11 protein-coding genes are annotated in these 12,276 nt (G+C 70.0%); 6 read left to right on the top strand and 5 right to left on the bottom strand.

The window, feature by feature from the left end; translation table 11 throughout:
- Positions 1-3: 3 nt before the first annotated feature.
- The 3 genes from ACFSKW_RS49610 to ACFSKW_RS49600 all read left to right on the top strand — a co-directional run bounded on the left by ACFSKW_RS49610 (position 4) and on the right by ACFSKW_RS49600 (position 3,067).
- Positions 4-1,185 (top strand): extracellular solute-binding protein, encoded by a 1,182-nt coding sequence (locus ACFSKW_RS49610; protein WP_379581922.1) that lies wholly within the window; start codon positions 4-6, stop codon positions 1,183-1,185.
- 211 nt (positions 1,186-1,396) lie between these two features.
- Positions 1,397-2,482 (top strand): LLM class flavin-dependent oxidoreductase, encoded by a 1,086-nt coding sequence (locus ACFSKW_RS49605; RefSeq protein WP_379581920.1) that lies wholly within the window; start codon positions 1,397-1,399, stop codon positions 2,480-2,482.
- Positions 2,483-2,485: 3 nt separating this feature from the next.
- Entirely contained in the window at positions 2,486-3,067 is a 582-nt protein-coding gene (locus ACFSKW_RS49600; RefSeq protein ID WP_379581918.1) for an FMN reductase, read from the top strand.
- 52 nt (positions 3,068-3,119) lie between these two features.
- Here the strand turns inward: ACFSKW_RS49600 and ACFSKW_RS49595 are convergent, their stop codons facing one another.
- Positions 3,120-4,547 (bottom strand): aldehyde dehydrogenase family protein, encoded by a 1,428-nt coding sequence (locus ACFSKW_RS49595; protein ID WP_379581916.1) that lies wholly within the window; start codon positions 4,545-4,547, stop codon positions 3,120-3,122.
- 214 nt (positions 4,548-4,761) lie between these two features.
- Between ACFSKW_RS49595 and ACFSKW_RS49590 the strand changes: the two genes are divergently transcribed.
- Entirely contained in the window at positions 4,762-5,388 is a 627-nt protein-coding gene (locus ACFSKW_RS49590; RefSeq protein ID WP_379581914.1) for a TetR/AcrR family transcriptional regulator, read from the top strand.
- Here ACFSKW_RS49590 and ACFSKW_RS49585 read toward each other — a convergent pair.
- Entirely contained in the window at positions 5,345-6,757 is a 1,413-nt protein-coding gene (locus ACFSKW_RS49585) for a PucR family transcriptional regulator (RefSeq protein ID WP_379581912.1), read from the bottom strand. The genes ACFSKW_RS49590 and ACFSKW_RS49585 overlap by 44 nt on opposite strands.
- Positions 6,758-6,881: 124 nt before the next feature.
- On the opposite strand from ACFSKW_RS49585, the gene gabT reads away from it, so the two are divergent.
- Together gabT and ACFSKW_RS49575 are read left to right on the top strand one after the other, a co-directional pair.
- The gene (gene gabT, locus ACFSKW_RS49580) at positions 6,882-8,228 is read left to right on the top strand and encodes a 4-aminobutyrate--2-oxoglutarate transaminase (RefSeq protein WP_379581909.1); all 1,347 of its coding nucleotides are present in this window, start codon (positions 6,882-6,884) and stop codon (positions 8,226-8,228) included.
- A gap of 151 nt (positions 8,229-8,379) precedes the next feature.
- Positions 8,380-8,595 (top strand): hypothetical protein, encoded by a 216-nt coding sequence (locus ACFSKW_RS49575; protein ID WP_379581907.1) that lies wholly within the window; start codon positions 8,380-8,382, stop codon positions 8,593-8,595.
- Here the strand turns inward: ACFSKW_RS49575 and ACFSKW_RS49570 are convergent.
- The 3 genes from ACFSKW_RS49570 to ACFSKW_RS49560 form a co-directional block, all read right to left on the bottom strand.
- Complete coding sequence (locus ACFSKW_RS49570; protein ID WP_379581905.1) at positions 8,592-9,812, bottom strand: saccharopine dehydrogenase family protein; 1,221 nt, start codon at positions 9,810-9,812, stop codon at positions 8,592-8,594. The genes ACFSKW_RS49575 and ACFSKW_RS49570 overlap by 4 nt on opposite strands.
- A 301-nt stretch (positions 9,813-10,113) precedes the next feature.
- Positions 10,114-11,181, bottom strand: a complete 1,068-nt coding sequence (locus ACFSKW_RS49565; RefSeq protein WP_379581903.1) for a trypsin-like serine peptidase — start codon at positions 11,179-11,181, stop codon at positions 10,114-10,116.
- A 56-nt stretch (positions 11,182-11,237) separates the two neighbouring features.
- Positions 11,238-12,230 carry a peptidase gene (locus ACFSKW_RS49560; RefSeq protein ID WP_379581901.1) on the bottom strand — a complete coding sequence of 331 codons (993 nt, stop codon included), beginning with the start codon at positions 12,228-12,230 and terminating at the stop codon, positions 11,238-11,240.
- Between the last annotated feature and the right edge of the window lie 46 nt (positions 12,231-12,276).

Genomic DNA, 12,276 nt, shown 5'->3' with positions numbered 1-12,276 from the left:
TTCGTGAGACATCGCATACCTGTCATGGCGATCGCCGGCGTGGCGTGCATGGCGATGACCGGGTGCGCGGCGAGTGCCGGCGCGGCCAGGACCACCACCTCGGTACGGGTCACCCCCACAGCCGGCCCGGCCTCCACGTCCGCGACACCGTCGCAGCGGTCCACGCCCACCTCTCCGCCGACCCCCAGCGCGAGCCCGGTGCAGAGCGACGGCACCCTGCAGATCCTCACCTACAAGGGCTACGCCGAGTCGGGCGGGGCGGGCACCAACTGGGTGACCGACTTCGAGGGCACGACCGGCTGCCGCATCGCCAGGCTCGACGTCGTGCAGACGGCGCAGGAGATGCAGGCCAAGGTGGGGGAGCGGGCCTACGACGTGATCTCGGCCGGCCCCGAGGTGGCCGCGGGCCTGATCGCCGCGAACCAGGTGCAGCCCATCGACACGGCCAAGGTCACCGGGTACGACGAGCTGACCGAGCACCTGCGCGAGCAGACGAAGACCGGCGGCAAGGTGTACGGCGTGCCGTACCTGTGGGGCGTCAACGAGATCATCTACGACGCCGCCAAGGTCAAGCCGCGCGACGCGCTCGACCTGTACGACAGCCAGCGGTCGGCGTTGCCCGACAGCCCGCTGGGCGTCGCCGACGCCGCGCTCGCCGGGAAGGTGGCCGACCCCTTCGAGTTGACCACCGCGCAGCTCGACGAGGCCGTGAAGCTGCTGAGCCGCAACAAGCACAGGCTCTACTGGAAGGAGCCGATCTCGCTGGTGCGGGCGTTCGCGACGGGCAAGGTCGACATCGCGCAGGCCACGCCGTACTTCAGGCTTCTGCTGCGGAAGGCGGGCAAGGATGTCAAGGCGCTCGACGTGCCCACCACCGGCTGGGTCGACTCGTGGATGCTCAGCACGAACACCGCCAGCCTCGACTGCGCCTACCGCTGGCTGAGCTGGACGGCCACGTCCAAGACCCAGCACGACGCGGCCGCGTGGGTGGGGCTCGCGCCCGCCAATCCCAAGGCCTGCAAGAAGGAGCTGAGGCGGATCTGCGACGCGTACGGCGTCGACGACGAGCAGAAGCTCGAAAAGGTCACCTTTGCGGTACGCCCACCGGGGGATTGCAAACCCCCGAAGGGGGAATGCACTGACTATGCCACCTGGATAGAGCGGTGGCGTGAACTGGTGAGTTGATCGGGGGCGCGTCGACCACCGCTTGACCATGCCGCGGGCGTGCCCGTCCCCCCGCTGGGCAACGCTCGCCAGGGGCGTCCCGGGCGTTTCCCCCGACCCCGGGGCGCCCTCTCTTTTGCCCTCCCTTTACCGTGCTTGATGGCGTGGAATATCCTGTGGGTCGTCACTGTTCTTGACGATTGAAACTTCAACGTAGGGAGCGGAGATCGCCATGCAGTTCGGTATCTTCACGGTCAGCGACGTCACCCCCGACCCGACCACCGGCACGACGCCGACCGAGGCCGAGCGGATCAAGGCGATGGTCGCCATCGCGCTCAAGGCCGAAGAGGTCGGCCTCGACGTCTTCGCGACCGGCGAGCACCACAACCCGCCGTTCGTCGCCTCGTCGCCGACGACCATGCTCGGCTACATCGCGGCCAAGACCGAGCGGCTCGTCCTGTCGACGTCCACGACGCTGATCACCACCAACGACCCGGTGAAGATCGCGGAGGACTTCGCGATGCTGCAGCACCTCGCCGACGGGCGGGTCGACCTCATGATGGGCCGCGGCAACACCGGCCCTGTCTACCCCTGGTTCGGCAAGGACATCCGCGACGGCATCCCGCTGGCCATCGAGAACTACGCGCTGCTGCACCGGCTGTGGCGCGAGCCGGTCGTCGACTGGGAAGGCCGCTTCCGCACCCCGCTGCAGGGCTACACCTCGACGCCCGCGCCCCTCGACGGCGTGCCGCCGTTCGTCTGGCACGGCTCGATCCGCAGCCCCGAGATCGCCGAGCAGGCCGCCTACTACGGCGACGGGTTCTTCGCCAACAACATCTTCTGGCCGAAGGAGCACTACCAGCGGCTGATCGACCTGTACAGGAGGCGTTACGCGCACTACGGCCACGGCCTCCCCGAGCAGGCCATCGTCGGTCTCGGCGGCCAGGTGTTCATGCGGAAGAACTCCCAGGACGCGATCCGCGAGTTCCGTCCGTACTTCGACAACGCCCCCGTGTACGGCCACGGCCCCTCACTGGAGGAGTTCATGACGGAGACCCCGCTCACGGTCGGCAGCCCCGACCAGGTCATCGAGCGGACTCTCAAGTTCAGGGAGTACTTCGGCGACTACCAGCGCCAGCTGTTCCTGATGGACCACGCGGGCCTGCCGCTGAAGACCGTGCTCGAACAGCTCGACATCCTCGGCGAGGAGGTCGTGCCCGTGCTCCGCAAGGAGTTCGCCGTCGGCCGTCCGGCCAACGTGCCCGACGCCCCCACCCACCAGTCGCTGCTGGCCAAGGCCACTGCCGTAGGAGTGTGACCCATGAAGCTCGCCGTCGTCTCGGCCGGTCTCAGCCAGCCGTCCTCGACCCGCCTGCTGGCCGACCGCCTGGCGTCGGCGAGCGGCGCCAGGCTGCCGGAGGTGGAGATCGAGGTCATCGAGCTGCGCGACCTGGCCGTCGACATCGCCAATAACCTGGTGACCGGATTCCCCGGCGCCAAGCTGCGCCGCGCCATCGACGCGGTGACCTCGGCCGACGGCCTGATCGCCGTCACGCCGATCTTCACCGCGTCGTACAGCGGCCTGTTCAAGTCGTTCTTCGACGTGATCGAGAACGACGCCCTCGCGGGCAAGCCGGTGCTGATCGCCGCCACCGGCGGCACGGCCAGGCACTCCCTGGCACTGGAGCACGCGCTGCGCCCGATGTTCGCCTACCTGCGGGCGATCGTCGTCCCGACGGCGGTCTACGCGGCCTCGGAGGACTGGGGCGCCGAGGGACTGCCCGACCGCATCGAGCGCGCGGCCTCCGAGCTGGCCGCGCTGATGGGCAAGGAGCAGCCGGTCGCTCGCGAGGTCGACGAGGTCGTCCCGTTCGAGCAGCAGCTGGCGGCTCTGCGGCCCTAGCGCCGGAGCCCGGGCGGGGAACAGGCGTCGGCCCTCCCCGCCCGGGGCCCGATCAGAGCGACAGGCCCGTGAGGACCATGACCTTCTCGTAGGTGAGGTCCTCCATCGCCGAGTGGACGCCCTCGCGGCCGACGCCGGACTCCTTGACGCCGCCGTAGGGCATCTGGTCGGCGCGGTAGGAAGGCACGTCACCGATGATCACGCCGCCCACCTCCAGCTCCCGGTTGGCCCGGAAGGCCACGTCGAGCGAGCGGGTGAACACCCCGGCCTGCAGGCCGAACTTGGAGGAGTTGACCTCGGCGAACGCCTCGTCGACCGACGCGACCGACTTGAGGATCATGACGGGCCCGAAGACCTCCTCGCAGGAGACCTTCGAGTCCTCGGCGACGTCGGTGAGGACCGTGGGCGCGATGGTGGCGCCGTCGCGGGTGCCGCCGGCCAGCACGCGGGCACCCGAGGTCACGGCCTCGTCCACCCACGCCGCGACGCGCTCGGCCGCGGCCAGCGAGACCAGCGGCCCCACCTGGGTCTTCTCGTCAAGGGGGTCGCCGGTGACCAGGCCGGAGACCGCGGTGAGCAGCTTCTCCTCGAAGGCCTCGCGCACCGACTCCTCGACGATGACCCGCTGGACGGCGATGCAGCTCTGGCCCGCCTGGTAGTTGGAGAACAGCGCCACGCGGGAGGCGGCCCAGTCGAGGTCGGCGTCGGCGAGCACGACGGCGGCGGCGTTGCCGCCCAGCTCCAGCGTCACGTGCTTGCGAGGCACCTGGTCCATGATCGCGTAGCCGACCGGGCCGGAGCCGGTGAAGGACACCACGGGCAGGCGTGGGTCCTGCACCAGGGCGGCGGCCCGCTCGTTCTCGATGGGCAGCACGGAGAACATGCCCGCCGGCAGGTCCGTCTCGGCCAGGATCTCGCCGAGCACCAGCGACGACAGCGGCGTGGCGGGGGCGGGCTTGACGATCACAGGGGCGCCCACCGCGATCGCGGGAGCGACCTTGTGCGCCACGAGGTTCAGCGGGAAGTTGAAGGGCGTGATCGCCAGCACGGGTCCGCGCGGCTGCCGGGTGACGTAGCCGAGGCGGCCCTTGGCCGCGGGCTCGGTGTCGAGCCGCTGCACCCCGCCCGACCAGCGCCTGGCCTCCTCGGCGGCGAAGCGGAAGGTCGAGATCGCGCGGTTGACCTCGCCGCGCGCCCAGAAGATCGGCTTGCCGTTCTCGCCGGTGATCAGCTGAGCGATCTCCTCGGCCCGCTCGGCCAGCCGCTTGGCCACGTGGGCCAGCGCCTCGGCACGCACGTGCACGGGCAGCGCGGCGGCCTCCTTCTGTACGGCGTCCGCCGCGGCGATCGCCTCCTCGACCTGCGCGTCGGTGGGCACCGAGTAGGTGCCGACCACGCGACCGTCGTGGGAGTTGGTAACGGTGAGCTCGGTGTCCCCCTTGGCGGGGCTTCCAGCGAGCCAGAAGGTGCGCACGTCCATACCCCGACGCTATGCCAGAACCCGGGGCGGGTAAGTTCTCCACGTTGCACAACAGCGCGGGGGCGTCAGGCCGTTACGAACAAAGGCTCTTTCCTGACTGTGTAACGGAAGTAGTGCTATTTCGGGATGTTTAGGTTGTCGAGTGGTTTGAGCGATCTCCGTACTGGCTAAGTCCTCTTGGTGCGGTTCCTCCGAGCGTGAAAGGCCAAGCCCCATGACCTCCACTGCGCCGCTGGGGCTTCAGGGTGCCTACCTGCTGGGCGAGAGGACATCTCACGATCAGCTCCGCGGCCGTCTCCTTGAGGTCGCCGCGACCCTGCTGACCACCGAGGGCGCGGACGGTCTGTCGATGCGCAGGATCGCCACCGAGGCGGGCTGCTCGACGACGGTCATCTACACGATGTTCGGCAGCAGGGAGGGCCTGGCCGAGGCGCTCTACCTGGAGGGCTTCGAGCGGTTCCGCCGCTTCCTCGAAGGCGTGCCCGCGCGGAAGGACCCCTTCGAGTACCTCACCGCGCTCGGCCCCGCCTACCGCGAGGCGTGCATGGCCGAGCCGGGCTTCTACACGCTGATGTTCGAGAAGGCGATCCCCGGGTTCGAGCCGAGCGAGCGCGCGAGAACCCTGGCCCGCGCCGCCCTCAACATCCTCGACAGGGTGATCTCCGACTGCATCTCGGCCGGATACCTCGTCCCCACCCAACCCCGCAAGATCGCCGACGCGCTGTGGGCCGCCGCGCAGGGCGCGATCAGCCTCGAACGCGCGGGTCACCTGCGCGACGGCCGCACCTACGAGGCCGTCACGACCGCGACGATCTGCGGCTACCTGGCCCCGAAGAGTTGAGCGCGATCCACAGTTCGGCGCGCACCCCCGGGTCGTCGAGGTCACGGCCGAGCAGCTCCGACACGCGCTTCATCCGGTAGCGCAGCGTGTGCCTGTGCACGCCGAGCCGCTGCGCCGCCGCGTCCCAGTGGCCGTTGGCCGTCAGATACGCGCGCAACGACTCGATGAGGTCGGCCCGCGAGCCGTACTCGTGGAGCGGGGCGAGCATCGCGGAGGCGAACGCGCTCGCCGCCGCGGGGTCGAGCAGCGCCAGCAGGCCCTGCCCCGCCAGTTCGGCGAAGCTGACCGTCCCCGCGCCCGCCTTGCGCGCCGACTCCAGCGCGCGGGCCGCCTGGTCGATGCCGCTTCCCAGCTCGCCGTACAGCACCGGCGAGCTCGCCCCGACGGGGCCGTCGAGCAGCGCGGGGACCTCCCCGACCAGCGCGATCCCTCCGCTGGTGAACGTGTGCGGCTCCAGCGGCTCCAGCGTCTCGACGTCGGCCGCCAGGACGGTGAAGGGCTCGTCGGGCAGCCGCCCGCCCAGCGGGGCCAGCGCCGCGCGCGCCTGCTCGATCTCGCCCGCCAGCAGCAGGGCCAGAACGGCCGAGCGGACGCCGCGCTCGGCCGCCACCAGCGTCCTGCCCTGCTCCAGCGCGAGGGTGAGCAGGGAGCCTGCGGCGTTGATGACGGTGTGCGCCACGGGGGAGAAGGGGTGCGGGGCGCCGACCGCGAAGAAGCCGCGGATGCGTCTGGACACGCCCCCGATCGGCTGCACGATCACGTGCTCGCCGGGAGACGACAGCGCCACGCTGGACAGCGGCCGCTCGGCGGGATGGCCGTCCCTTGACGCGCGGCGCAGCCGGTCGAGGACGGGAACGACGGTGTCGAGGCGGGCGTCGGGCGTCGCGTGCTCGACCTCGCCCGACTCGCCGAGCAGCGCGGCCCAGCCCTCGACCTCCCTGGCCAGCCTGTCGATCAGCGCGTGTGTGCCCTCGGGGCGCAGCGCCGCCCGCGTCAGCCTGCCCTGCGCGGCGAACGCCCGGCTGAGCTCCTCGTACCGCTCGGCCGCCAGCAGCTCGCTGACCGTCTTGCCGATCGCGATGAACGGCGTCTCGCGCGGCACCTCCAACAGCGGGAGCCCCGCCGCGGCCGCCGCCTCGACCAGCTCCTCGGGCACCTTCTCGTGGGTCAGCCCCACGGCGAAGCCGAGCCCCGCCACCCCACGTTCGACCAGCCTGCCGACGTAGGGGCGGAAGTCGGCCGTCAGGCGCATCCCCGTGGTGAGGACCAGTTCGCCGCCCTCCAGGAACGGCGTCGGATCTTCCAACTCGCTGACCGCGACCCACCGCACAGGGCGGTCGAGCGAACCGGCCAGCGGAAGCAGCCGCATGCGGCGCACCACTGTCTGCAGAGAAGGCGCCATCGAGTGTTTGTCCATTCCGGCAAAGCGAGCTAGGCCCATTGTGCCATCACGACACATCGAGACATGGCGCCGCCCGCCGTACCGTCGCAGCATGAGCAACAAGCAGGGAGGCCCCGCGCTTCCGCAGGAGCGCCGCCTCGTCACCGAGATCCCAGGACCGAAGTCGCGGGAGCTGCTCGCACGCAAGCAGGCGGCGGTACCGCCAGGCATCGGCACGACGCTGCCGGTCTTCGTGACCCAGGCCGGTGGCGGTGTCGTCGTCGACATCGACGGCAACTCCCTGATCGACTTCGGCTCCGGCATCGCCGTGACCAGCGTGGGCAACGCCGCTCCTCGCGTGGTCGAGCGGGTCACCAAGCAGGTCGCCGACTTCACGCACACCTGCTTCATGGTCACGCCCTACGAGTCGTACGTCGAGGTGTGCGAGAAGCTCAACAGCCTCACGCCCGGCGACCACGAGAAGCGCACGTTCCTCGTGAACAGCGGCGCCGAGGCCGTCGAGAACGCGGTCAAGGTCGCGCGCCTGGCCACCGGCAGGCAGGCCGTCGTCGTGTTCGACCACGGCTACCACGGGCGCACGCTGCTGACGATGACGCTCACCGCCAAGAACATGCCCTACAAGCAGGGCTTCGGTCCGTTCGCGCCCGAGGTCTACCGGGTGCCGCTCGCCTACCCGTTCCGCTGGCCGACCGGCCCCGAGAACTGCGCGGAGGAGGCCGCCGCCCAGGCCATCGACGCGATCACCAAGCAGATCGGCGCCACCAACGTGGCCGCGGTCGTGATCGAGCCGATCGCCGGTGAGGGTGGCTTCATCGAGCCCGCCAAGGGCTTCCTGCCGCGCATCGCCGAGTTCTGCCGGGAGAACGGCATCGTCTTCATCGCCGATGAGGTGCAGACCGGCTTCGCGCGCACGGGCCGGCTGTTCGCCTGCGAGGACGAGGGTGTCGTGCCCGACATCATCGCCACCGCCAAGGGCATCGCGGGCGGCCTGCCGCTGGCCGCGGTCACCGGCCGCGCCGACCTGCTCGACAAGGTGCACGCGGGCGGCCTCGGCGGCACCTACGGCGGCAACCCGCTCGCGTGCGAGGCCGCGCTCGGCGTCCTGGAGACGATCGAGTCGGAGGATCTGGTCGGCAAGGCGCGCCGCATCGGCGAGATCATGCTGCCGAGGCTGAAGGCCATGCAGGAGCGCTTCGACATCATCGGCGACGTCCGCGGGCGTGGCGCGATGATCGCGATCGAGCTGGTCAAGCCCGGTACCAAGGAGCCCAACCCCGAGGCCGTGGCCGAGATCGTCCGCAGGTGTCACGCCGAGGGCCTGCTCGTGCTGACGGCGGGGACCTACGGCAACGTGCTGCGCTTCCTGCCGCCGCTCGTCATGCCTCAGCACCTGCTCGAAGAGGGTCTCGGCATCCTCGAAAAGGCGCTGTCCGCATAACTACGTGAAAATCGGGCATCCGGCTTGCGCTGGATGCCCGTTTTTGCGTGTCGCCATCGCCGAGTTTTCACCGTCGCTTGGCACCGCGCTAAACGATCACCGGGCTATAACGGTTCGGGTATGACCCCCAGCGGCTAGCGCGAGGAGTGTGATGGACTGGCCCGGCCTGGTGAGCTTCGACGCCGACGGTATGAGCGCGGCGCAACGTGAGGGCGACGCGTGCGTCGTCTGTCACAAGCGCTGGCCGCGCCCCAGGGTGCACGTCGGCCGTCTTTCCGACGACTCACGCGTGATGGCGTGCGTCGACTGCGCGGAGGCGCTGTTCCCGATCTTTCCCGCCGGTGTGGTGGCCTTCCCCGGTCTCTAGGCCGCCCGCGTCCTCGACTGCTCCCGCATCCCCCACGGCGAGCCGTACTCGTTGAGCAGTTCGAGGAACGGCACCGCGTCGAACGCCTCGGGGCCCAGCACGCCCTCGCCCTTCCACGCGCCGCGCGCCAGGAGCTCCAGCGCGACCACGGGGTGGATGGCGGTCTGCCACACCACGGCCTGCGCGCCGTACTCCTTCATCGACCAGGCGTTGTCGACCACGTGGTACAGGTACACCTCGCGCGGCAGGCCGTCCTTGCCGGTGCCCTTCACCCACGTGCCCGCGCAGGTCTTGCCGCGCATCCTGTCGCCGAGCGTCGCAGGGTCGGGCAGCCTGGCGGCGACCACGTCACGCGGCGCCACCTCCTCCTTGCCCACCCTGACCTTGTCGGTGCCGTCGAGGCCCAGCTTGCGGAGGGTCTTCAGCACGCCGATGAACTCCTCGCCCAGGCCGTACTTGAACGTCACCCTCTTGGCGTCGATCCACCTCGGGACCAGCAGCACTTCCTCGTGCTCGACGTTCACGCACTCCACGGGGCCGATGCCCTCGGGGAAGTCGAACACCTCCGGCTCGCTGAACGGTTCGGTCGTGCGCCACCCGCCGTCCTCCCACACCACGGGAGGGTTCAGACACTCCTCGATCGTGGTCCAGATGGAGAAGGTCGGCGCGAAGTCGTAGCCCTCGACGACCAGGTTGGAGCCGTCCCTGATGCCCACCTCGTCGATCGTCTCGAACAGGTGGTCGGCGGCGTACCTGGCGAACACGTCCGCCAGCCCCGGCTCCACACCCATCCCGACCAGCGCGAGCCTGCCGTTCGCGCGCCAGTCGCGGTCGCGGGCGAACTGCTCGTCGCCGAGCTTCACGCCCGTCAGCTCGTACGGCCTGCGCGGGTGCGGCCTGGACAGGGACATGGCCATGTCCAGGTAGTGGGCGCCCGCCTCGAGCGCGGCGTCGAACAGGGACATGGTGAAGCGAGGATCCACGGCGTTGAACAGCACGTCGCAGCGGTGCTCGCGCAGGGCGGCCGTGACCTGGGCCCGGTCGGAGGCGTCCAGCTCGACGGCGCTGAACCTGGGGTCGTTCACCTTGGCGACGGCCTCGGCCGCCCGGTTCTGTTTGGAGTCGGCCACCACGATGTGTTCGAAGAAATCTCGGCGGGCGGCGATGGACACGACGGCGGAGCCGACGCCGCCGGCTCCCACAAGCAGGATTCTCATGCTGCGAACCATACCCACTGACTGGTCATTCAGCCAAATATTTTGCGAAATGCCTGCTAGGAGGCGGTGTTTGAGCAGGCGTCCGGCTAGAGGTGCTTCTCGAAGCAGACGCTCTCCGCGCACTCCGCGTAGGGGCCGAAACGGGGGATCGGACGATAGCCGGAGGAGGCGTAGAGGCCGGCAGGAGGTCCCGGTCGCGTGTTGCGCCCGTATTTCAGCGTTGTGACAGCGCGCCGGCCGGATCGGCACGTGTCCGAGTACGCGGCCGGCCGTCCGTCCTGGTCACTCCCTTGCCGTCCGGTCAGGCCCTTTCGGCGGTGGCGAACAGGGCCTTGGCGGAGTCGCCGAAGTAGGGGCCGTACATGGTGCCGCGGTCGTCGCTGTACTTGAAGCTGCTCACCGATGTCAGCGTGCCGCGCCCGGTCACCGCGTCGAAGGAGGACAGCCAGGGGCCGCCGCTCGAACCGGCGGTCATGTCGCAGCGCAGGCCCTGGTCGCGGGTCTGGCCGTGGGGGTCGTCGCCGACCCTGCCCGCGCAATAGATGAGCCGCTCGCCGTCGAACGGAGGGTCGGCGGGGAAGCCGAAGCCGTAGGTCTGCCCGCCGCGGCCGGGGTTGAAGGCGATGTCCTGGACGCCGACCGTGTCGGCGACGTGCCTGCCGCCCGAGGTGTTGAGCGCGACCATGCCGACGTCGTAGCTGTCGTCGCCGGAACGCGACCACGGGCCGGCAACGAACATGCGGCGAGCGGTGAAGGTGCCGTACGGCCTGCCGCCCCCGGCCTCGTAGCCCGGCACGAACGTCCAGTTGGCCGCCCAGGCGCCCTTGCCGTCCTTGACGCAGTGACCCGCGGTGACCACGACGTCCTTGTTGGCGCTCTTGACCGTGCTGGCCGAGCAGACGAAGTCGACGCCGTCCATCGTCAGGAACACCCGCCCCGTCGTGCGGGTGACCGCTCCGCCCGTCATCCAGTGGGAGCCGCTGGTCGTGGCCGCGGGTCTGGCCGTCTGTCTGCGCGGCGTGCCGACCCTGCCCGTGGCGCCCGCCAGTTCGGGCGCGGTGACCAGGCCCATCCGGCTGCTGAGACCGCTGAGCAGGCCGCCGTCCTTGGCCGGCCCGCCCTTGGTCACGGTGTCGAGCAGCGTGATGGGCAGGGCCTGCGACATCCGCCGCGGTGTCCAGTAGTCGAGCACGCGGCGCTGCTCGTGAGAGCTGCGTGCGGCCACGTGCTCGACGACGTCCGCCGGCCGCGCAGGAGCGGCGACGTCCTGCTTCGGAGCGTGGTGAACGGGCGTGGCGCCGATGAGTGCCGCGCCCATCATGCCTGCGACGAGAGGTGCGGACGCAAGCAGGGGGAGGCTCGAGGTCATGAGCCCCGAGTCTGCACTACTAGGTGTGTTCTTGTGACTACTTTCGGTAAATCAGCTCAGAGCGCGTTCGTATTCTGCGCCGCGTTGTAGACGGCCTGCGCCTCGGTGCCGAAATACGGGCCGAACATCCAGTTGGGCGCGAAGTTGTACTTGAAACTGTTCACCGAGTTCTGCGTGCCGAGCCCCGTCTTCTCGTCGAAGCTCACGAACCATGGCCCGCCGCTCGAACCGCCGGTCATGTTGCAGGTCAGCCCGTGGTCCTTCGACATCAGGAAGTCGTCGAAGGCCTTGCCGCTGCAGTAGATCAGCTTCGACCCGTCGTACGGCGCGGCGGCCGGGTAGCCGAAGGAGTGCATCTGCTGGCGCCTGCCCTGGTTGAAGGCCACGCCCTGCCCGCCCACGGCGTCCGTCAGGGTCCTGCCCTGCAGCGGCGCCACCACCACGGCGGCGACGTCGTAGTTGATGTCCTCGCGGGAGTCCCACTGCGGCGTGGTCAGCAACTTGGTGGCCACCCACGTGCCGTGCGGCCGCGCGCCCTTGTCGTAGCCGGGCACGAACACCCAGTTGGTGTGGAAGGCGCCGCCCATCTTCACGCAGTGACCCGCGGTCATCACCACGCTCTTGTTCGCGCTGGTCACCGCGTTGCCCGAGCAGGAGGCGCTGCGGCCCTGGTAGGTGAAGAACACCCGTCCCGCGGTCTTGGTGATCGCACCGCCGCCGGTCCAGGCGGTGCCGGAGCTCGCCTTGGCGGCCTGGGGGTCGGTGGGGGTCGAGCTCGTGGGCGGGGCCTCCCACGGGACGCCCGTGGTCGGCTCGCCCGGCGCGCCGAGCTTGGCGCCGGACTTGGGGGCGGGCGGGTTGAGCGGCTGGGCGTCCTCCATCTTCTCCGGAGTCCAGTACTGCGTGACCGCCTTCTGCTCGGTCTTGGTCTCGGCGGCCTCCTCGGTAACCGGCTTCGGTTCCGCTCCCGCCTGTGCCGCCGCCGCCGGCAGTGTCGCCGTGCCGGCGGCGATGGTGAGGATGGAAAGCAGAGCGAGTCTGCGGTGCATGCGTACCTCCATTGACCGGAACTGAGGTTGGAAGTTAGCGGCACCA

Origin of the sequence: Nonomuraea mangrovi, assembly GCF_042681425.1 — a bacterium.
Classification (GTDB): Bacteria; Actinomycetota; Actinomycetes; order Streptosporangiales; family Streptosporangiaceae; genus Nonomuraea; species Nonomuraea mangrovi.
This window is presented reverse-complemented; position numbering and strand designations above follow the sequence as displayed.

Excerpts from the sequence above, each read along its gene's own strand:
- ACFSKW_RS49605 (WP_379581920.1), top strand. The coding sequence starts at position 1,397 with ATGCAGTTCGGTATCTTCACGGTCAGCGACGTCACCCCCGACCCGACC.
- ACFSKW_RS49600 (WP_379581918.1), top strand. The coding sequence starts at position 2,486 with ATGAAGCTCGCCGTCGTCTCGGCCGGTCTCAGCCAGCCGTCCTCGACC.
- ACFSKW_RS49595 (WP_379581916.1), bottom strand. The coding sequence starts at position 4,547 with ATGGACGTGCGCACCTTCTGGCTCGCTGGAAGCCCCGCCAAGGGGGAC.
- ACFSKW_RS49590 (WP_379581914.1), top strand. The coding sequence starts at position 4,762 with ATGACCTCCACTGCGCCGCTGGGGCTTCAGGGTGCCTACCTGCTGGGC.
- ACFSKW_RS49585 (WP_379581912.1), bottom strand. The coding sequence starts at position 6,757 with ATGCGGCTGCTTCCGCTGGCCGGTTCGCTCGACCGCCCTGTGCGGTGG.
- gabT (WP_379581909.1), top strand. The coding sequence starts at position 6,882 with ATGAGCAACAAGCAGGGAGGCCCCGCGCTTCCGCAGGAGCGCCGCCTC.
- ACFSKW_RS49575 (WP_379581907.1), top strand. The coding sequence starts at position 8,380 with ATGGACTGGCCCGGCCTGGTGAGCTTCGACGCCGACGGTATGAGCGCG.
- ACFSKW_RS49570 (WP_379581905.1), bottom strand. The coding sequence starts at position 9,812 with ATGAGAATCCTGCTTGTGGGAGCCGGCGGCGTCGGCTCCGCCGTCGTG.
- ACFSKW_RS49565 (WP_379581903.1), bottom strand. The coding sequence starts at position 11,181 with ATGACCTCGAGCCTCCCCCTGCTTGCGTCCGCACCTCTCGTCGCAGGC.
- ACFSKW_RS49560 (WP_379581901.1), bottom strand. The coding sequence starts at position 12,230 with ATGCACCGCAGACTCGCTCTGCTTTCCATCCTCACCATCGCCGCCGGC.